The organism is Candidatus Nitrosotalea sinensis (assembly GCF_900143675.1).
Classification (GTDB): Archaea; Thermoproteota; Nitrososphaeria; order Nitrososphaerales; family Nitrosopumilaceae; genus Nitrosotalea; species Nitrosotalea sinensis.
This window is the reverse complement of the sequence record NZ_FRFC01000003.1, coordinates 697,519-717,560: the sequence shown is the minus strand read 5'-3', so window position 1 is coordinate 717,560 and position 20,042 is coordinate 697,519. Positions and strand designations below refer to the sequence as shown.

General features: G+C 38.8%; 27 protein-coding genes. 10 read left to right on the top strand and 17 right to left on the bottom strand.

The genetic code is table 11. The features are described from left to right. From NSIN_RS05860 to NSIN_RS09675, 7 genes are all read right to left on the bottom strand, one after another. Positions 1–1,747: HYR domain-containing protein (locus tag NSIN_RS05860; protein ID WP_133124084.1), on the bottom strand; the 1,747-nt coding region annotated here is incomplete at its 3' end. Positions 1,748–1,991: 244 nt separating this feature from the next. Beyond that, the gene (locus tag NSIN_RS09485; RefSeq protein ID WP_165775260.1) at positions 1,992–2,132 is read right to left on the bottom strand and encodes a hypothetical protein; all 141 of its coding nucleotides are present in this window, start codon (positions 2,130–2,132) and stop codon (positions 1,992–1,994) included. 71 nt (positions 2,133–2,203) lie between these two features. After that, a complete protein-coding gene (locus tag NSIN_RS05855; protein ID WP_101009940.1) occupies positions 2,204–2,425 on the bottom strand; it encodes a hypothetical protein in 222 nt (73 codons plus the stop codon). 51 nt (positions 2,426–2,476) lie between these two features. After that, positions 2,477–2,662 (bottom strand): hypothetical protein, encoded by a 186-nt coding sequence (locus NSIN_RS05850; RefSeq protein WP_101009939.1) that lies wholly within the window; start codon positions 2,660–2,662, stop codon positions 2,477–2,479. 79 nt (positions 2,663–2,741) lie between these two features. Next, complete coding sequence (locus NSIN_RS05845; protein ID WP_133124083.1) at positions 2,742–3,011, bottom strand: hypothetical protein; 270 nt, start codon at positions 3,009–3,011, stop codon at positions 2,742–2,744. Between the two features lie 281 nt (positions 3,012–3,292). Continuing rightward, positions 3,293–3,709 (bottom strand): hypothetical protein, encoded by a 417-nt coding sequence (locus NSIN_RS05840; RefSeq protein WP_101009935.1) that lies wholly within the window; start codon positions 3,707–3,709, stop codon positions 3,293–3,295. 1 nt (position 3,710) lies between these two features. After that, a complete protein-coding gene (locus NSIN_RS09675; protein WP_281259594.1) occupies positions 3,711–3,842 on the bottom strand; it encodes a hypothetical protein in 132 nt (43 codons plus the stop codon). Positions 3,843–4,010: 168 nt separating this feature from the next. On the opposite strand from NSIN_RS09675, the gene NSIN_RS05835 reads away from it, so the two are divergent. Together NSIN_RS05835 and NSIN_RS05830 are read left to right on the top strand one after the other, a co-directional pair. Next, complete coding sequence (locus NSIN_RS05835; RefSeq protein ID WP_101009933.1) at positions 4,011–4,295, top strand: hypothetical protein; 285 nt, start codon at positions 4,011–4,013, stop codon at positions 4,293–4,295. A gap of 66 nt (positions 4,296–4,361) precedes the next feature. Next, positions 4,362–5,438, top strand: coding sequence for a radical SAM protein (locus NSIN_RS05830; RefSeq protein WP_101009931.1), 1,077 nt, complete (start codon positions 4,362–4,364; stop codon positions 5,436–5,438). Between the two features lie 130 nt (positions 5,439–5,568). Here the strand turns inward: NSIN_RS05830 and NSIN_RS05825 are convergent, their stop codons facing one another. Then, on the bottom strand, positions 5,569–5,817 hold the full coding sequence (locus tag NSIN_RS05825) for a hypothetical protein (protein WP_101009929.1): 249 nt from the start codon (positions 5,815–5,817) through the stop codon (positions 5,569–5,571). An 85-nt stretch (positions 5,818–5,902) separates the two neighbouring features. Then, the gene (locus tag NSIN_RS05820; RefSeq protein WP_101009927.1) at positions 5,903–6,193 is read right to left on the bottom strand and encodes a hypothetical protein; all 291 of its coding nucleotides are present in this window, start codon (positions 6,191–6,193) and stop codon (positions 5,903–5,905) included. A 154-nt stretch (positions 6,194–6,347) separates the two neighbouring features. Between NSIN_RS05820 and NSIN_RS09480 the strand changes: the two genes are divergently transcribed. Continuing rightward, the gene (locus NSIN_RS09480) at positions 6,348–6,506 is read left to right on the top strand and encodes a hypothetical protein (RefSeq protein WP_165775259.1); all 159 of its coding nucleotides are present in this window, start codon (positions 6,348–6,350) and stop codon (positions 6,504–6,506) included. A gap of 69 nt (positions 6,507–6,575) precedes the next feature. Here the strand turns inward: NSIN_RS09480 and NSIN_RS05815 are convergent, their stop codons facing one another. Further along, positions 6,576–6,896 carry a muconolactone Delta-isomerase family protein gene (locus tag NSIN_RS05815; RefSeq protein WP_101009923.1) on the bottom strand — a complete coding sequence of 107 codons (321 nt, stop codon included), beginning with the start codon at positions 6,894–6,896 and terminating at the stop codon, positions 6,576–6,578. 197 nt (positions 6,897–7,093) lie between these two features. On the opposite strand from NSIN_RS05815, the gene NSIN_RS05810 reads away from it, so the two are divergent. From NSIN_RS05810 to NSIN_RS05800, 3 genes are all read left to right on the top strand, one after another. Then, complete coding sequence (locus NSIN_RS05810) at positions 7,094–8,023, top strand: hypothetical protein (RefSeq protein WP_133124082.1); 930 nt, start codon at positions 7,094–7,096, stop codon at positions 8,021–8,023. A 128-nt stretch (positions 8,024–8,151) separates the two neighbouring features. Beyond that, positions 8,152–8,367, top strand: coding sequence for a hypothetical protein (locus tag NSIN_RS05805; protein WP_101009919.1), 216 nt, complete (start codon positions 8,152–8,154; stop codon positions 8,365–8,367). A 101-nt stretch (positions 8,368–8,468) separates the two neighbouring features. Continuing rightward, a complete protein-coding gene (locus NSIN_RS05800; RefSeq protein ID WP_101009917.1) occupies positions 8,469–8,882 on the top strand; it encodes a hypothetical protein in 414 nt (137 codons plus the stop codon). A 75-nt stretch (positions 8,883–8,957) separates the two neighbouring features. On the opposite strand, the gene NSIN_RS05795 is transcribed toward NSIN_RS05800, so the two are convergent. From NSIN_RS05795 to NSIN_RS05785, 3 genes are all read right to left on the bottom strand, one after another. After that, entirely contained in the window at positions 8,958–9,176 is a 219-nt protein-coding gene (locus tag NSIN_RS05795; RefSeq protein WP_101009916.1) for a hypothetical protein, read from the bottom strand. A gap of 2 nt (positions 9,177–9,178) precedes the next feature. Beyond that, positions 9,179–9,583, bottom strand: a complete 405-nt coding sequence (locus NSIN_RS05790; protein WP_133124081.1) for a hypothetical protein — start codon at positions 9,581–9,583, stop codon at positions 9,179–9,181. A gap of 341 nt (positions 9,584–9,924) precedes the next feature. Next, positions 9,925–12,117, bottom strand: coding sequence for an elongation factor EF-2 (locus NSIN_RS05785; protein WP_101009912.1), 2,193 nt, complete (start codon positions 12,115–12,117; stop codon positions 9,925–9,927). Between the two features lie 194 nt (positions 12,118–12,311). Between NSIN_RS05785 and NSIN_RS05780 the strand changes: the two genes are divergently transcribed. Further along, positions 12,312–13,133, top strand: coding sequence for a menaquinone biosynthesis family protein (locus NSIN_RS05780; RefSeq protein WP_101009910.1), 822 nt, complete (start codon positions 12,312–12,314; stop codon positions 13,131–13,133). A gap of 30 nt (positions 13,134–13,163) precedes the next feature. Continuing rightward, complete coding sequence (locus tag NSIN_RS05775; RefSeq protein WP_101009908.1) at positions 13,164–13,442, top strand: hypothetical protein; 279 nt, start codon at positions 13,164–13,166, stop codon at positions 13,440–13,442. A 53-nt stretch (positions 13,443–13,495) separates the two neighbouring features. Here the strand turns inward: NSIN_RS05775 and NSIN_RS05770 are convergent, their stop codons facing one another. Continuing rightward, entirely contained in the window at positions 13,496–15,934 is a 2,439-nt protein-coding gene (locus NSIN_RS05770; RefSeq protein WP_101009906.1) for a heavy metal translocating P-type ATPase, read from the bottom strand. A gap of 88 nt (positions 15,935–16,022) precedes the next feature. Between NSIN_RS05770 and NSIN_RS05765 the strand changes: the two genes are divergently transcribed. Next, the gene (locus NSIN_RS05765) at positions 16,023–16,460 is read left to right on the top strand and encodes a winged helix-turn-helix transcriptional regulator (RefSeq protein ID WP_101009904.1); all 438 of its coding nucleotides are present in this window, start codon (positions 16,023–16,025) and stop codon (positions 16,458–16,460) included. 96 nt (positions 16,461–16,556) lie between these two features. Here the strand turns inward: NSIN_RS05765 and NSIN_RS05760 are convergent, their stop codons facing one another. Beyond that, positions 16,557–17,654 carry a radical SAM protein gene (locus NSIN_RS05760; protein ID WP_101010115.1) on the bottom strand — a complete coding sequence of 366 codons (1,098 nt, stop codon included), beginning with the start codon at positions 17,652–17,654 and terminating at the stop codon, positions 16,557–16,559. Positions 17,655–17,736: 82 nt separating this feature from the next. On the opposite strand from NSIN_RS05760, the gene NSIN_RS05755 reads away from it, so the two are divergent. Next, complete coding sequence (locus tag NSIN_RS05755; RefSeq protein WP_101009903.1) at positions 17,737–18,138, top strand: VOC family protein; 402 nt, start codon at positions 17,737–17,739, stop codon at positions 18,136–18,138. Between the two features lie 8 nt (positions 18,139–18,146). On the opposite strand, the gene NSIN_RS05750 is transcribed toward NSIN_RS05755, so the two are convergent. Together NSIN_RS05750 and NSIN_RS05745 are read right to left on the bottom strand one after the other, a co-directional pair. After that, entirely contained in the window at positions 18,147–19,571 is a 1,425-nt protein-coding gene (locus NSIN_RS05750) for a sialidase family protein (protein ID WP_101009901.1), read from the bottom strand. Positions 19,572–19,598: 27 nt separating this feature from the next. After that, positions 19,599–19,991 carry a hypothetical protein gene (locus tag NSIN_RS05745; RefSeq protein ID WP_245871916.1) on the bottom strand — a complete coding sequence of 131 codons (393 nt, stop codon included), beginning with the start codon at positions 19,989–19,991 and terminating at the stop codon, positions 19,599–19,601. Positions 19,992–20,042: the final 51 nt, after the last annotated feature.

Sequence of the window (20,042 nt, the reverse complement as noted above, 5' to 3'; positions counted from 1 at the left end):
GTGCAAATGTAGAGCCTGATGCCGGAGTGCATGTTACTGGGTCTGTACCGTCAACAATGTCAGTTGCAGTAGCAGAGAATGTTACAGGGGCACCAGATGGGCCTGTTGCTTCTTGTGTAATATTAGCCGGCAGTTTTAGTGTTGGAGATATAGTGTCCTGGACTGTGACTTGAAATGATGTATGAGCTATGTTTCCTGCCTTATCAGTCACTGAACAGTTGACAGTTGTAGAGCCAAGTGCAAATGTAGAGCCTGATGCTGGAGCACATACGGGTGTGATTGGGCCGTCAGGATTATCGCTTCCTGTTGCAGTATAAGTCACGACAGCGCCATGTGGGCCTGTGGCTTGAGCTGTTATTGGAGATGGTACGGTTATTGATGGCAAGTCAGTATCAATTGTAACTGAAACAGACTTGGTGGCAGTGTTTCCATTGTTGTCTGTTGCGGTCACCATGATAGTATGTGTTCCATCAGCAAGCTGACCAGTAGAAAATGACCAAGATGTAGTTCCTGATGCAGTTATTATCTGTCCGTTATCAACAGACCATGTTATGGTTGTTATCGGAAAAGCTGCAGATGCAGTTCCAGAAACTGTCAAAGTGTTTGCATTGAGATTTGCATTGTTTGCTGGAGAAGATATAGTCAGAGTTGGTGGTACGCATCCATTGGTGATGCCATTTGGAAAGATCTGCTGGATGCCATTTATGATATCACTGATTGGAGTGCTGCCACATTCAGCAATTATTGTACCTGGATTGTAAATTGGTTGTCCATAAGAGTCAACTGTAAAAGAACCATAGTTTCTCAAAAGACCGGAATTGTTGATGCCTCCAAACATGTTCATAGCGCCATGGTTATTTACTGTGCCACCGCCATTATTGACAAATGTTCCAGAGGCCTCATTTGAATTTCCTGAACCAATGTTAAACTGGGGAGAAGAGTTGTCAACGACGCCGCCATTGTTATTATTGAAAAAGCGTGCATCTATTAGACTAGAGCTTGTAAGCGTCAAGTGGCCGTTGTTATTGAAAGTGTCTGTAAAGATCTGACTAGTAGTAGTAAATGTACCAGAATTTGACAAGAAACCATATGCATTGACTACATTTGTAGTGCTGAGGGTTCCACCCGGTTGGACTGAAATTGCATAAACCTGAATCTCGCCTGCGCTTGTTATTGAACCGCCATTGGTTATAGTATCAGTGGCAGCACCTTGTACACCCTGTGGGACATCCTCAAATAGCCCGCTGTGTGCACTGCCGTCAATAGTTATCTGGCCATTGTCTGTGAGTCCACCGCCATCTGTCTGCAGTTGGCCTCCGGATGTAACCTGAATCAGCCCGTTATTTATCAGATTTCCAGCATGAAGGAAATTATCCCAAGAAGAAACAAAGACACCACCTGAAATGTTGATGACTCCGTTATTAGTCAGGGCATGTCCATTAGTGCTCATTAATGAAAGTGATGAGATGTTTATTGTACCAGAGTTTATTCCGTCTGTTCCCAGATTAACTGCAACGCTCTGGAATCCAATATTGAGGGTATCACCAGGTTGAAGATTGAGATTATTGATAGTACAACCATTGCTGGTGTCAGTAGTATAATCTGATGTTGAAGTACATTGTGATACACTGTTGATTGTAAAAGTTTGTCCAGTAGCCGCTGCATTTTGATACGGTGGAATCATCGTAATCATGACAAGTGTTGCAAACAGAACTACAATCACTTTAGAAAAGAAAGTTTTTCCCAAATTCTTAAACCTGTACTCTGTGCCAAACCAGTGTTATAAAAACATGATCTAAATAGAAATCAGGTACATTTTGGAAACATGAAATTATTAGTTTTGTACCAATATACCGCAATTTTTCTAGCAGCTTTTTATTCCACGTACGGGATTTACTGTACTATAAAACAATTATGTGGATTCTCATTTTTTGGTTTTTAGCATCACATAAACAAAAATATGAAAAAATTGAGAAACAAATCTTCTAACTCTAGCACCAGATGGACTGGATACTGGTAACATTTGTTGTATCTCTTGTAATATCAGGAGGAGTATTGATGTATTCCTTGTTAAGGGCAGAAAAATAGACTTGTAAATTATGATCAACTCCAAAAACTTGTGATGGATACATCTCTAGATTTTTATTTTTTAAAGAATTTATTGCATTTTAGAATAGTAGTTTCTTGATTTTACTACAGGTTTTCATTTTTTTCTCATTTTTGGTAAAAACAACAATACCGTTCCAAGAACAATCAAGATTCCAACCAATGCTGTATACATCAATGCCAGAGGCAGAGATTTTAGATAATCATTATGAATTGAAGGAATTAAAAAATCAGAACCAGTAGCAAGATGCCATATAAGGAAAAAGCAGCCAATCAAGACAGTTGTGTCAATTATCAATATCTTTGAGAAGGGTTTCATGAGACTAGTACAATCCCTACCGTTAAATAATTGCCTGTAGGGGCATTGCAATCAAATCTGCTTGATTATCTTGTCCTTGTATTCAAATACGGCCTTTTTTAGCTCGTTAAAACTTTCAGACAGGTTTCCGGTCTTTTCAAATTCAGTCATTGTAGATTCGAGTTTTTGTACAAAATCCAGTGCATCATCATTGTTCTTTTTTAATTTCTTTTTCAATCCATCTATTTGACTGTCCATATCCTACACTATTCAAAATTAGGTATAAACATTTTTTTAATTATCGCATACCGGGTCTAATAGGAACCAGTTTTAGAAATTAATGCCTCTTATGCTTGTTTGATGCATCATACTTTTTCTCTCTGTTCTCTTGATAGTTTATCTGGAGCATCATATGCCTGAGTTTTTTTCGCTTGTTCTCATCAGGAAAATGAATCAACATAAAATCATCAAGCTCTTCTATTCCTCGCTCATCAAGAATCTCAAGTCCGATTCTTCCTGCTTCACGTGAGTTATCTAGACCACATTTGAGACATTTTGTACCACGCATGATTCTTGCCCTACAATCAGATGAAAAGCATCTAAACATGAAACAAAATCCTCATATGAGCTATAAAAACGACCCCAAGATACAAGATAGAGGACTAATCCACGCCACATCAGAATATTAACTCTAGTATGACAAACAAAATGAAATGAATGAATCAGAATGTCTTGAATGTCTATCAAAAAATATAGGGCAATACATGGACCCAATTGAAAAAAGTGACGGCATGCATTACTATTTTTTGTGTGAAGATTGCAAACATGAATGGGAGATAATTAGAAGATAATACATTACATGTCATTGTATAATATTAGAAATTTTGACTAGTGTTTTAGGTCACTTACCAGAACCTGGACTGACCTAAATATTGTTTTTACAGCAGTGTTTACTTCTTTGACGTCCTTGCTTGCAACGCCAACTAGATTCATGATGTTTTTTGCTGATTTTACCATGATTCTTGTTTCCTGTATCATGCCGCTTTCATCTAGCATTTTTACAGTGTCTTGTATCTTGGTTGAGGCCTCGTTGATATTCTCAGTGATAACACGGAGATTTTCAATGTTTTTTACCATTTCTGGAGTTTTAAGATCCTCAATGATTTGTTTTACAATAGTTCCTGTTGTCATTATCTTTCCAAGAGAATCTTGCATCTCAGGTGCCCTTATCTGCTTCATTATCTCTACTGCACCAGTAACTGTATCCTTGATTTCATGAATCTTGCCTGCTTTTTCTTGAAGCATTTCACGGTCCTCCTAGGAACAAAGTGCAGAGTAGGATTTTTCCCATTGCCAATAGGTGTTCTTTTCCATCTACCCATTGCATTATCTGGACTGCATAGTCCAGACCCTTTGCCAGCATTGTAGAGTCAGTCATTGTATATTGACTCCCTGTTTGTTTTGGTTGTGTTCTTTGTTCATGGATGTACAGTCTCTGAAAAATTATTTATCAATTCAATACAAATTTGCAACAAAAATGTTGGATTGTTCCTAGATAGGCACCAGATCTAGGCACAATTAATTATGGTCCAGGTAGTGGAACAATATGGGAGACGGCATAGGAGGTCCTGTGATATCATGCCTTTCAGGCAACATCTTTGAGATGGCAGTGACCCACTTTCGTAAGGACAACAAGGAAGAATATGGTAAAACAGAGCGAATAGAGATAGCCAAGGTGGACAATCCTGACGAACCCCAATATGAAGAAAAAACACTAGCCGATCTAGAGCGAGTGCTAAAGGGAAAATTTGTCACATGCAATGTCCAGTATCGAGACTCCAAGACAGACAGGCTTGTCTGCAATGTGTTTTTACAAAACCCGCCAGAATAGTTCAAGATATCACAGTAATTCATCACAGTACAAAATTTTAATAATTTTGATTCCACATGAGAATTCATGCCAGTTGATATAATTAGAACAATTAATCGAGTAGGCAAGTGGTCTTTGAATAGAGCAATAGGAAAGAGAAGACCAATCATAGGAGTGTTCAGCCTCACACATTATTGTAATTATTTTTGCCCAATGTGCCCGTTTGGTGATTCAGACAAGCAGGGACAGATCAAGTTTGCATCAAAAAATGATCTTACCACAGACCAGTGGAAGCAGATATTTGACAAAGTTGCACAATACTGCATCTGGTGCATAGTAGAAGGTGGCGAGCCCACAAGTCGTCCTGACTTTATGGAATTGATTCGTCATCTTCATTCACTAAAGATGCCAATCACATTGATTACAAATTGCTCCCTTTTGCATACCATAGACATTGATGAGCTAAAAAAATACGTCCAGTTCATAACATGTAGTATTGATTCTGTTTTTGAAGAATCATATTGCAAAGTTCGAGGAGTGACACCCCAGACATATCAGAGAGTAATGCAGAACCTAGAAATGCTAACAGAACACAATGTTCCTCATTATTTTAATTCCGTCATTACAAAATTTAACACTCGAGAATTTCTTGATGGCTCTTATTTTCAAAGAGCAGTAGATTTGGGGGTAAATGCAGTATCTTTGACATTTGTAGAGGACCGCTCAGATGTAGACTATTCCCTACTTCCAGATAGAGATACAATAAACCAAATCTGCAAGGCAGTAATTGACCACATCAAATCAAAAAAAGACCCGCAGATTATGCTCCCTCCACAATACTTTGAGCAGATATTAGACCATGGCAGGGGGATGTTTGATGAATGCGGTGTTTGGAAGAGCATCTTTGTCAACGGGAACGGCACTGTGATGGTGCCATGCTGGAAATATAACGACCCAAAAAATACATACAGTTTGCTTGAGAAAAGCGTTGAAGAGATATGGGATGCTCCACAGTGGGAGATTGCAAAGACTTGTCATGACTGTCAGGTACTTGGATGCATCTGGTATTCATCGCAGCCAACTACAACATTTGCTCAAAATTACATGAGGGGACTGTCCAAGATGATAAACAGACATGCCCCAGAGATTTCAAAGGACATCTAGTTTTTATGTCATAATTATTTTGTAGATATCAGACCACAGTACTCCAGTGGGATGATGTTAGTATGGCAATCCTTTGACCAATGGAGTGCCCTGGTTGATATTTATCAAAAAAAATACAGGATGGTATAATTTAGTGATAGTTGGCACCTAGAAATGCTCCGCTATCCAAGTCTGATGCAGGAATCTTGGTATTGGTATTTTTGCAGTCAGTTTGAAAAGAATAGCAATGAGTTGTACTTGTTGGCATGTGCGATGCGTCGCTTGTTCCAACATATGTTCCTGGTGTCTCCCATCCAGATGCAGACATCATGGCAGTAGATATGAGAATGACTCCGGCTGCAGAAGCTCCAAGTATTATTCCAAGAGTCTTTGGAAACATGCCATAAATTGGCCTTGATTTTATTTAACTCACGTTTAACATTGTTCAGCCATAAAATATCTGAATAACAATATTGTGTGTATTTTTAAAACAGAGATTCAACTGATTTTAGCACGTTCCATACTGGAGGAACATGGCCAAATTCATCAAATGCTATCTGTCTTGCATCTCTAATTCCTCTCTTGTTGTCAGGATCATCTCGCAATAATACAACAAGGTCTTCAAGCCTGTTGGCTAGTTTTTGCTGGTCTTCTCCAAATACGCCTTGTATTGCTTTTACCTCATCTTGTGTCAAGATGGAAGGCTGTTTTTTGGATTTTGAGAGAACCATGATTATTTCGTCAATTTTCTTGATTGTGCTGTCTTTGTCCAACATTTTTTGGTATAATTGACCAATTATTTAAGTCAAGTTCCGATTTTCAGGCCAGATCTTGAAGACATATTTCATGTAAAATTTGGTTGTGTGAACCCCAGACAGTGATAATCACATAGCGTCTTATATGAAACAGTGCTGCAATGGTTTCATGGTCATGGTAGATTTAACAGAAGAAGAAATAAAGACAATCAGTGCCATTTTGAAATTTTCCATAGCAGCATGTCCCACAGACAACATAACTCAAGAAGTAGAGATTGATGCTGACAAACTTGATAGACTAGCACAAAAGATGGACAAGAACCTGGAACAGTAAAACAAATCCACGGTATAATGACACATGATGATTCATCTAGTTCCAATCATAAAAAAAAATAATCCAAGTCTAATCTCCTGAGAGCATTTTTGCAATAGAGCCGTCTTGTTCCAAGGCTGACTTGAATGATTGGAGAGGAGTTACTTTCCACTTTACCATTCCCCAAAAAGGAATAGATTTTAGCACTTTACCTAGCTCTTCAGGTGAGGATGCATCCATTATGAATGCGCCTGCTCGTTGCCCTGCCAAGAGTCCTCCTTTTATCTTGTGTTCAGATTCCAGTTTGATCAATTTCTCATAGCTTGGAATCACAATGTGGCTGATATAGTCAGGCACATCTTTCATTGGGATTAGACCATCAATGTTTTCTGCTTCAACTAGATATTCCATTGTACTATTATGGCAACAAAATTAGATAAGATTTGTGCAGGTATGTTTAGAAGATATTGTAGACACAGACTAGATATGATTTTCAAATGTAATAAAACATGTTTGAAAGTGAGTTGCAATTTACAGTAAATGCAGTATTACTACAAGATTTGAAAAATAGAATAATTTTATTTCCAGCATGTTGATGTTTGATACCAGTGGAAAATTTCTCAACAATCAGATATGCATTTTTGATATTGCTGCCTGTACTTGTAATTACTAGCACTTTTGAATCAATTCATGCCCAAACTTCAAGTCAGGCCATTACGATAACAACTGATAAACCATCATACATCTACGGAGATAGGATTGTAGTTTTTGGTACAATTAAAACAGTCATCCCTGGAAATACTTTGACTGTAAAAATTTTAGATCCATACAGCAATGTGATTCAGACTGGACTTGCTACATTTAATCAAGATGGCTCTTACATTTACGTCGTAGATATATCAGGTTCGCTTTGGAAAACAGGAGGTCTCTATACCATAGTGGTCCAGTATGGCACAACAATGCAGAACCAAACTACTTTTACATATACATCAACTACTGCACCGATAAATGGCATTTTCCAGGTACAAGACCCAGACACGTTACAAATCTTCAAGATTCCGTATGTCATTTTTGGTGGTTCCATAACCAAAATGTCCTTTGATCCAAAAATGTCGTCTTTGACAGTATCAATACGCTCTGATAATTATGGTTCAGTAATAATTTCACTTCCACGAAAATTACTTGATGCAAAATCAAGTGATGGCTCTGACGCATCTTTTATGGTAACAGTGGATGGCGAGGAAAGCGTGGTGCAAAAAGAACAATCAGATCAAAACAACAGAACACTCACTATTCAATTCTTGCAAGGTGATAAAATTATCCAAATTACAGGTACTAGTTCAGAATATGAAAATTATCCAAATGTAAACACAAATCAAAATTCAACTACAAATCAGCAATCAATAGAACAGAGTACGAATAGTTCAAGATTTTCTGCCGTACCAGAATTTCCTTTTGCTTTGAATATTTTTTTGATCTCAGTCTTGTTTATGATTTTTCTACGATTAAGAATTTTCAAGAAATTGTCCATGGTTTGATTTGGGATGTGCCTTTTCAATTCAAAACTACACAAGCATGGCATATGTCGTAAAAATCATCCTGATTCTTTATAGACAAATGAAAATGGGCCATAGTTCTTTATAGACAAAGAAAAATCATAATTTCAATGAAAATCCGTGCTGTGTTATTTACGATTACAACACTGTTATTTCTGACAATAAACCGCGTTCAAGCCCAGGTCGATCCTGGAGACGATCCTGTAATGTGGAACTATGTAGACCCAACACAATTTTGGGTTATACTGATTGTATTAGTCATAGTTGGCGGAGGATTTACGGTGTATTTCCGCAGAAAGCCTTCTCCAAAAAAAGACGATACCTAGACGGTTCCAACATTTCCATCTACTATACTGACAGTACTTTCGACTGTAATGATGTACTATGGTCAAATCCTTTTCTAATAGAGGGTTCATGTTTAAATGCAATGGGATTGTTTGGAGGAAAAAAAGAGAAACACTGTTCTGTTTGCAACAAGCGCACTCCTAACACAAGCAAGCCAAAGAAAGAATGGAATCTTGAGGGTCAACTGTGTGCAAAATGCTTTGTTGACTATATGAAAAAACCAATTCCAAAGAAAAAGACCGATGATGTTTGTGTAGTATGTGGTGCAGAGCCTGGAGGATTGTATCTCTGGAAACCAAATAAAGAATGGGATCTCAAAGGTTGGTTATGTGAACCGTGCTTTAATGAACGACAAAAATCAGAAGATGAGCTAAAACAAAACTGTATTTTATGTAATGCAAGGCTTGGTTTTATGCCTCGTCGTGCAAAAAAAGAATGGAATCTTAGAGGATATTTGTGTAAAAATTGCTGGAACTTGCAAGAATCTAAAATCTAAACGAAAATCAAAATTGAGTGCCTTCGTATTTTTACTCTGCTGTCGAATAAAAATAAGACACTCCATAGTTGGAAATCAGATTCCAAAGTTTTCTGCCAAGTCATAGATATCTTTGAACATTTGTGCTTCTTTTTCAGTAGCAAATCCAAACTCAAAGATAGCAAGATATGATTTTCCATCTTTAGATTTTTGTACGTCAACAAACTTGCTTGTGCATTTGAGAGGATGTTTGTCTACCCAGTTTTTTACATCCATTGCTTTTTTTATTGCGAGAGGATTTAGTGGGACTCCCATTTTCAAGCCCTCATAGATTTTGTTTTTTCAACAATTTTGTGTGTACCTTTTTTCTTACCAACCATTTCCATCATCCATTTTCCAAGCGGTTCCATAAACATCTCAGCTGTTGAGATCTTTACTATCCATGGCATGATCTTTTCTCCCATGTTGATTACTTGTTCAGGATGACCTGATTCAATCATCTTTTGGTTAAACATAGCAATCAATCTTGCTTGCTGCTTGATCTTTTTTGTCTGCGGTGATGGTATTCCCAAAGTCTTCATAAGTCCAGCAAGATTCTCAAAACTCATCTCAAGCATTGCAGTCTCAAAATCTAAATCAATTTGTACTCTTTCTGATTTGACATCAATGTTTCTAATTTTATTTCCTTCTTTCTTTGATGATTTTTTAGGTGAACTCTTCATTGAACTATCAAATACTGCCAAAGTATTTAATTAGAAAAGACGAATCTCATCTACGATAATGCAGAACAAGTAGATTTGAAGAAACAGAGTGAATCATATCCTAAAGTCTTATGACATGGTCAATTTTCCCAATACCACTTTTGCACAAATCCATCATGTTTTCTTTTATGAGCAAATTTGAAGTGTCTCTCCAAGTGCACAGGATCATTGAATTTCATGCCACATTCCTTACACTTGAGTTCTTTTCGGCTATCATCCATGTTAGGAATATTCTTTTTCTAAACCATAACCTTTACTACAAAAACATATTCCCATGTACAAAATTAGGGGGGATTGTCTTTTTACTCTTTGTCGACGTATTCGTCTGGTTTTGGTATGTCTGGTGAAAGTCCCTTTCTCTTTCTAATGTCAGCAATGACATTAAGAAGTATAGAGTTTGGTACCGGAGTCCATGCCTTAAAGTGAGTGTTCCACATTGCCTTTCCAGCAGTCTGACCTCTCATAACTTCAGACAAGTCAAATGTCTCAGATGCAGGAATCTCACCTGATATGATATGAATGACACCTTTTTGTTCCATGTTGAGCACCTTGCCTCTCTTTCCAGATATTACACCTGCTACGTTTCCAATCATTTCCTGTGGTACACGTACCTCAATTCCAAGTGTTGGCTCTAGCAATACTGGCGATGCCAACAACATTGCACCAGTACATGCGCGTCTTGATGCAGGACCTAATTGTGACAGACCTCTGTGTGCTGGGTCCTCGTGTGGTACAAAGTGATGGAATGTAAATTTGCATCCCCTTACCTGTTCTCTTGCAAGCGGACCTTCTTTCATAGAATCATCAAAACCTGACAATATAGAATCAGTAGACTCTTGTACAAACTGGACACCTTTTGTTCCATCAACCATCACATTACCTCTAACATCAAATCTCATGACACGCTTTGCTTCATCTCCATCCCATCCAGCATCTTTGAGAATCTTGGCAACTTCCTTCTTGTCCTTGTACTCGTTCAAGGTGTTGTTTCTTATCATCTCTGCAATCTTTTCATCAAGAGGCTCTACTTTCATGAATATCTTGTTGTGTCTGTTTGGTGATTTAGACATAATAGGTCCTGCGGAGCCACGAATTGTTTCCCTATAATTAATCAAAGGTTGTGACGTTACAATATCTATCTTGGCGTCTGCAATCAACGCAGTTGCAATCTCAAGGTGAAGCACACCCATTCCAGCAATTACAGTCTCACCAGATTCTTCGTTAATTTTTACAACCAAGTTAGGATCTTCTATAGTGATACGATTCAAAGCCTCTACAAGTCTTGGCAAATCTTTTGGATGTTTTGGCTCAACTGCAATCTGAACTACAGGTTCAGACACATACTGGATTCCTTCAAATGTATTAACAGTTGATACACTTGACAATGTCTGTCCTGCTCTTGCATGTTCCAATCCCAGCAATGCAGGAATGTTTCCAGCAGCAAGCTCACCTACCATCTCTCTCTGGTTGCCCATGAAAAAGTTGACAGATTGTATCCTGCCTTCACGTTTTGAATCAATAAGATGTATCCTATCACCGTCTTTGAGTCGTCCAGAAAACAGACGCCCTATTGCAACAGGTCCTGCTGCAGGATCTACTGTCATGTTTACAATCATCATTACTGCCGGACCATTATCATCACAGTTTAGCAATGCCTTGCCAATGTCAGAATCTAAATCACCCTTCCATATTTTTGGAATTCTGTATTTTTGTGCAACATCTGGGGCTGGATGATGTTTTACAACCATTCCAAGTACTGCATCATACAGTGGTGCACGCTCTGCAAGCTTCTTGACATCTCCACCTTCTGAGTATGCTTCATAGATATCTTTGAATGAAATTCCTTTTTTCTTCATCACATCTGCGTTAAATCCCCACTTGTCCTTGGCAGAACCAAATGAGACACTTCCGTCCTGTATGCTTACCTTCCATTTTTCCTTGTACTCAGGTTCTGCATAGATATCGATTAGTCTGTTAAAGTTTGTAATAATTTCAAGCAACCATTCTTGCATCTTGTCAGGTGGAAGTCTTAGCTCCTTTATGAGACGGTCAATCTTGTTAATGTAAAGCACAGGACGAACTCTTTCCTCTAATGCCTGTCTTGTTACAGTCTCAGTCTGGGTCATTATACCTTCTACAGAGTCAGATACCACTACAGCGCCGTCAATTGCTCTAAGACTTCGTGTGACACGACCTGTAAAGTCAATGTGACCTGGAGTATCAATCATGTTGATGACGTATTCCTTGTCATCTTTTTCGTAAAGTAGTGTAACGTTTGCCTGGACAATTGTCATCTGTCTGTCTTGTTCAAGTTTCATAGAATCTAATGCCAAGGCCTGACCTGCAACAGATGGACTGATGATTCCACTAGATGCCAAAAGACTGTCACTCATTGTAGTCTTGCCGTGATCTACGTGTGCAATGACTCCAAAGTTTCTAATACGACTCTTGTCTCCAATGATTTTCAGAATCTGTTCTGTCGCCTTGTACTTCATGAATTAGCTAAAAATCCTTTTTATGCATCTATTAAACGTTTAGGGAAAAATTATCAAAAATAGATCAAATGATCACCAAATTCAGAGATTTTGATCCTCAGAGCATTTCGGGATACATTTTGTCTACATCAGAAAAGAGATTGGAAAAATTAGATCTAACTTGATTTTTATTATAGAAAGCAAGTCTCACTTTTGTGGAGATTACAATAGGTCACACACCAGATGCAGATGATGCATTCATGTTTTATGGAATGCTCAGTGGCAAGGTTACCTCACCTCATTTTACAATCAAACATGTCGTAGAAGATATTGAAACATTGAACAAACGTTCTCTCAAGCACGAGCTTGATGTTACAGCAGTCTCTGCCCATGCTTGTGCATATCTCAAAGATTACACCATACTACGAAGTGGCGGCAGCTTTGGCAAAGGATATGGACCAATAATTGTAGCAAAACAAAATCTAGATGTAGACAAACTGCGCGCATCCAAAATTGCAATACCGGGAAAAATGACATCAGCATTTCTTTTGCTAGAATTAATGATTGGAAAATTTGATTACATTGAGATGAAGTTTAGCGACATTCCAGACGCAGTAGCAAGTGGCAAGGCAGATGCAGGACTTGTAATTCACGAGGGTCAGATAACATATGACCAAAAGAACTTGATGAAACTTTTTGATATTGGCACATGGTGGAGAGACAGCACTGGAGGATTACCAGTTCCTCTTGGAGTAAATGTGATGAGCAATCATTTTGGAATTGAAACCATCAAAAAATTTGACGAGTTTTTCCGAGAGTCCATTGTATATGGAATGGCAAGACCAAATGAGGCTCTAGATTACTCTATGCAGTATGGACGAGGACAAGCAAAGGAGACAATTGACAGATTTGTCCGCATGTATGTCAACGATGTAACAATTGACATGGGCGTACTTGGAGAGCAGGCAATCAGGAGTTTATTCCAAATGGGAATAGAAAAGGGATTTGTCCCAGAGTTTGATCTGCGCATAGCTTAAGTTATCTAGCATATCACACAAGTACATCTAATGGACAAGCGAGTATTTGTAATTGGCATATCAATGCTGGCAATAGGATTTGCATCTTATGCATATCTAAATGAAAATGTTCCAACTGGCAAGGCAGACATGTCAGATGATGAGAAAGCTGCACTTGCTCAAGCTGAAGTGATTAACGTAGGCCTCAGCAACATTGCAGGACTTGTAGGGGGTTTAGGTTTTTTCATTTTGCTAATAAGCATAGGCCTGCGACGCAAAAAGAAGGGTGGAGAGGGAAAACCAATAACTCAAAAGCCTGCAGAGATGTAACAGAAGACATTTTTCTGACAAACAAAAATTAATTACAATTCAAAGTGTAAGTGTCACTTTTTTTTCTTGCTTGGAGGAGACCATCTTTTTAGCAACAGAGAGCTGCTTGTAACTGATACCGAGCTTGCAGCCATGGCAAGACCTGCAATGGCAGGATACAACAGTCCAAGACCTGCAATCGGGACAAGCACCACATTATATCCAAAGGCATAGAACAGATTTTGTTTTATCTTGCTGACAGTCTTTCTGCTTGTTTCTATTGCAGATACTACGTCCATCAAATCATCTCTGATTAAAATTACATTACCAGCCTCCAATGCAATATCAGTTCCACTACCTATTGCAATTCCAATATCGGCACTAGTCAATGCAGGTGCATCATTGATACCATCTCCAACCATAGCAACAGGCCCATTTTTTTGCAGTGATTGTATTACATCGGACTTGGCAGACGGCAATACATTTGCAAAGACAGTCATAATTCCAATGTCATCTGCAACAAACTTGGCAGTTGATTGATTGTCACCTGTCAACATCACAGTCTTGATCCCCATTTTTTGTAGATACTGTATGGCAGGCCTTGCACTTGACTTTGGGGTATCAATCAATGCCACAAGACCAATCAGAGTTTCACACCATACAACAAGTATGACAGTCTTGCCTTTTTCTTGTAATTGATTTGAGATTCGCTGTGCAGATTCAATGTTTATTCCCTCATCTTGAACAAATCCAGGACTGCCTACCAGTATGTTGTTACCATCATAAACAGCTCGTACTCCCTTGCCAGGAACAGCAAAAAAACTATCAGATTTCCCAAGTTGTATTTTCATGTTGATTGCATATTGAACAATTGATTTTGCAAGTGGATGTTCTGAATTTTTTTCAGCAATTGCTGCAACCTCTAGAACTTTATCTTCACCAATAATTTTCCCAGACATGCTCTGCTTGAGTGAAATCACATCTGTAACAGTAGGTTTTCCAGATGTCAGAGTGCCAGTCTTGTCAAACACTATAGTCTTTACCTTGCCGAGCATTTCAAGTGACATTCCATCCTTGAAGATAACTCCATTTTGAGCAGCCTTGCTCATTCCCACCATCACAGCTGTCGGAGTGGCAAGCCCAAGTGCACAGGGACATGCAACTACCATTATTGCAACAGCAGGAATCAGTGACGCAGATATCTGGTGTATTCCAGGTGTTAATGTATACCATGCAACAAAGGTTGCAAGGGCAATCGCAATTATTGCAAATGCAAAATATCCAGAAACCTTGTCCACCATCTTTTGCATTGGAGGTTTACGACCCATTGCGTCTTCAACTAGTTTTATAATCTGGGCAAGAACTGTATCGCTTCCAACTCTTTCTGCCCTTATCACAAGCATGCCTTCCATGTTTACAGTTCCACCCACAACTAGATCCCCAGTTTTTTTGTTCAAGGGAACAGATTCTCCAGTTACCATAGATTCATCAACTGCCGAGTTTCCTCCCAGGACTAGACTGTCAACAGGAATTTTTTCTCCAGGCCTTACAATTAGCACGTCACCCGGTTTTATCGTCTCAACTGGCACCTCAAGTTCCTGCCCATCTCTTCTGATTTTTGCAGTCCTGGGTTGTAGCTCAATCATCTTTTGTACAAGTGATGATGTCTTTCCCTTTGTTTTTGTCTCAAGATACTTGCCCAACATTACAAAAACTACAACCAGTGCTGATGCATCATAATAGATATGATTCCAGTTTGGAGTCGGAAATGTATTGGCGACACTAAACAGATATGCAGTAGTAGTTCCTGTAACAATCAAAGTATCCATATTTGCAGATTTCATCTTCCCAATACGATACGCTCCAGCATAAAATCTCCACCCAACAACAAACTGCACAATACTTGCACAAGAAAAGACAAGATATGCAGCAGTTGCACTACCATGCAACGGAATAAATGGAACATATTCCTGATATCCAAAAAGCAAAACAGGAATTGCAAATCCTAATCCTAGAAAAAATAATTTTTTGAATTTGGTTGCTTCAGAATCTGCAAAAGTGACATAATCTTCACGCCCTATAGAATATCTGCTACCAGTGATTGCTTTTCTTATGTCAGCAAGTGAAACCAAAGTAGGATTGTATTCCAGAACAATTTTCCCATTACCAAAATTGGCAGAAGCATGTTGTATTCCATTAATGCTGCCAAGTTTTTTTTCCAGCTTTTGTGCATCACTTGAATCAGTCATATTTTCTATCTTGACAGTGAGTTTTTCATAGACAACTTTGTAGCCAATTTCTTCAACTGCCTTTTCAATAGATTTTAGATCAGTAATTTTTGGATCAAATTCCAGTGTGGCTTTCTCAGAAGCCAAGTTGACCTCACATTTTGTCACTCCCCCAAGTGCACCAACGTGATCTTGAATGGAATTTACGCACCCAGCACAGTGCATTCCACCTATCTTTAGAGCAGTGCGCACCGTCCTATTTTGAGGCGTGACCGTATCAGGCATGCATATTTTACATACCAGAGATACTTAGCACCAGTCCTTTACATTTGTAAAGATCAATTTTCAAATAGGCACTACAATACAAAACATCATGCCCCTAAAACTAGACGACATTGACCTTGCAATATTAGAATCACTTGTCAAGGACGGACGAAAGTCTTTTCGCCAGATATCAAGGGAGACAAAGGTGAGCACACCCACTGTGAAACTACATTATGAGAGACTTGTAAATGCAGGACTGATCAAGGGTGTATCAGTAGAGCTAGACCTTGGAAAATTAGAAACAAAAACAAGTGCCAATCTGGACCAGATAAAACACAAGTCACTCAATGGAAACAAGATAAAGATAGGCAAGGACATGCTTGTAAAAATAACATGTGATTATTGCAATGGTCCCACACACAACAAACCCACAATACTCAAAGTTGGTTCGCAAGAAAGATTTTTCTGCTGCACATCATGTCGGACACTATACAAAGAAAAATATCGCAATAAAATAGAATCCATAACCAAATCTAACCAAGAATGATTTATTGAAGCCCATATTCTTCCAGAATTTTATTTGCATATTGGAATAACAGGTATCATTCTGATATCAAGTACAATCAAGGTATGCAGTATCAGTTTAGAATTTTTTTATAACTTTAAAGAAAGTGTCTCGTTGTGCTGGCTCTCTTCCAATCTCTTTTATCATATTTGCAAGCTCCACAATAGAAGAGTTTGTTCCCTTGCCTGCTGCACGATAAATCTCCTCAGAAAATGCAGTTCCCACCAAGTCATTTCCACCATATGTCAATGCAACCTGTGCAAGCTTTTTTCCCAATGCAACCCAATACACAGAGATGTTATCAAGTTGGTTTGCAAGCATCAATCTAGATACGGCAGTTATTCTCAAGTCATATGTTGATGGGCTCTCAGCTGTTACAAGACCCTTTTTTTCAAGTTCAGTATTATCAAGGCTAAACTTGAGAGGTATCAACGTGATAAACCCCTTGGTTCTCTTTTGCACCTCACGTAACTTTACAAGATGATCTACAATATGCTCAGGCTTTTCAATATGGCCAAATAGCATTGTTGCGTTGCTTTTTATTCCAAGATTATGCGCCTGCTCTATAGTATCAAGCCACTCCTGCCCTGAGCACTTGCCGCGTACAATCTTGCTTCTAATATCCGGATGAAACAGCTCTGCACCTCCACCAGGCATGGTGTCAAGCCCAGCAGCCTTGAGTCGTGTCAGTATTTCTTTGACAGAATTTTTTGTCAGCTTTGATATGAAAAATACTTCAGCTGCAGTAAGTGCTTTGATGTTTAATTCAGGATGACTCTTCTTTATTGTCCTGAACATTTCCTCATAATACTCCAATGGTAGTTCAGGATGAAAACCTCCAACAATGTGAACCTCTGTTGCTCCCATGTTCTTTGCCATTGCCACTCTGGCTTCGATATCTTTTGCAGATAGAGTGTATGCATCAGATTCATCGCCCTTTCTGTAAAATGCGCACATCTGGCAGCTTGCAGCGCAGACATTAGTGTAATTCATGTAATAAGATGCAGCAAATGTTACGGTGGGTCCAATTTTTTTCTGGCGCACCAAATCTGCAGCAGCACCAAGCATGTAGAGATTATCATAAGACATTAGCTCCATTCCATCATCAAATGAAAGTTCCTCACCTGCGATGGCTTTTTCAAGTGCCTTTGATTCTTTTACTAGCTTTTCTAGCACGCACTTGTTTGATGACACTATCAATATAAAATTAACATGAAGGCAGTTAGATTATAGCACGCTAGCAAGACTAGAATCAATTATGAAATTACACCATGTAGGCATCGTAGTAAAGAGCATAAACCAATCTCTGGGAGAGCTTGGCAAGTATCTTAATTTTGAGACAAAAACCATGATACTTCCTGTTGCAAGTCAAAAAGTCAACATCTGCCTCCTTAAAGTGGGAGAGCCATTCATTGAACTAATAGAGCCAGCTTCTCCAGATTCTGCCATAAGTGAATTTGCAAAATCCGGAGGAGGAATTCACCACCTTTGCTTTGAGGTAAAAAACATACAATCAGAGCTTGACAGATTGGAAGAAAAAGGCGCAACAGTTCTTGTCAAGCCAGTAGAAGGTTTTGACAATAGGCGCATAGCATTTGTTGACTTGAATACACCAAATACAAAATGCGGTCTAGTAGAACTATTAGAGATACCACAGTAATGAAAGAGTCAGTTGAATTTAAGACCAGACCTGACAGATATAGCAATTATTCCCACAATTGATACCATCAATGCAACAGATGCAAGCGGTCCAAATTCTGGAACAAATGTGGTGCTCTTTGAAAACGCAATAGTATAGTTTCCTCGTTGTCCTTCCTCCCACACCATGTACACCGAATTGTTTGTTACAACCATCTCATTTTCATATGATTCATTTACACTGTTGCTCAAATTCGTAGGATCTTGAAATGTAGCTCCACCGTCATTGCTCTTTGTGATAAACACATCAAATTTTCCAGGAGTGCTGTCTACCCAACTTACATAGATTGTACCATCAGATGAAATCTTGGGCCATCCAGACGGTCCAAAATTATTACTTAGGTTGATGGGTGCATCAAATGAATCCCCGTTATTGCTGCTCTTTGCAAAATAAATGTCATAGTTTATTCCAGTCATGGTCTGAGTCCACACGACATAGACATTATTTTTCCATGCAGCAAGTTGCGGGTAACCAGAATCACCTTTGAGATTACTAACATCAAGCGGTTTTGAGAACGTGTTTCCTCCATCGCTACTTTTTGTAAACATGATATCATAGTTTCCAGAGGTGTTATCCATCCACACTTCGTAGATGTTATTTTGATACACAAACACTTCAGGAGAGCCAGACTCTCCAGCGCTTGTGCTAATATCAACTGGAGAATCAAACGAGTCTCCAGAGTTACTACTCTTGCTCAAAAAGACCTCAAAGTCCCCCTTGTTGTTGTCCTCCCAAGTCAGATACACCTTTCCGGTCTCAGCAAATATTTTCGGAATTCCAGAATTTCTTGCACCATGTGTTATGTACACAGGCGGAACAAATGAATTTCCTTGATCAATACTTTTTGTAAACACAACATTTGTTGAATTGTTTTCAGATTTTTCAACCCATAAAGAATAGACGTTGTTTCCATCAATTGCCATCTGCGGAAATGCAGATAGTTTTGTATCATCACTTATGAGCACAGGCGTTCCAAAAGTTGTACCACCATCAGTGCTTTTTGCCATCAATACAGTAGAGTTGCCAGAGATTGAAGATTGCCATATGACATAGACATGATTGTCCTTTTCTGCCAGTTGCGGATAAAGTGACTGACTTGATACAGACTGTGATAGGTTGACCGGAGTACTAAATGTGGCACCACCATCAGTGCTTTTTGCGAAATAAACATCAGACTTGCCGTTATGAGTTGCACTCCAAATTGCAAATATTCCATCCCCAGATACTACAATGTGAGGCAGCTCAGAGTTTGAAGAAGAATCACTCAGAGTCACAGGATTTGTAAAACCAGGAGACGGGACCTGTGCAAAACTTGATCCTATACCAGAAAACACCACAACAGAGAGTATCAAAATAGTTCCAAGTTTCATGGCAGTACTATCAATTAATGGCATAATATACTAATCACATTCAAAGGGCATCTATTTCAGATCTACCTTGTCGACAATCAGATTTAGTTCCACCTTTTCTTTGGTGTTTACAGCATTTGTCAAATGAGTTACCAGAGTCACTTGATTTTCTTTTCCGCTCAGCAATACTGTTGTTTTTAGCAGTATGGGCATAAAATCAGTATTTGGCCCAAGCATTAGCTTTGGCATCTCAGGTATAATGGACAAGTCATGTGTTGATGCCTTGATTTTGTATGCAGTCGTATCTGTAAAATACACTCCACCTCTAGTAGTTGGCTTGCGTACCGGAATCGTAGATTTGGCAATAGACATACTCTGAACTTGGTATTGCTTGTCCCCAACTGCAAGCATTCCTGCAAGACCCGTCATGCCAGCCATGCTTATCAGTACGTCTTCATTTTCCATCAAATGCTTTTGAAAAAGCAACCACTAAAAATCTTCTGCTTGACTGCGATA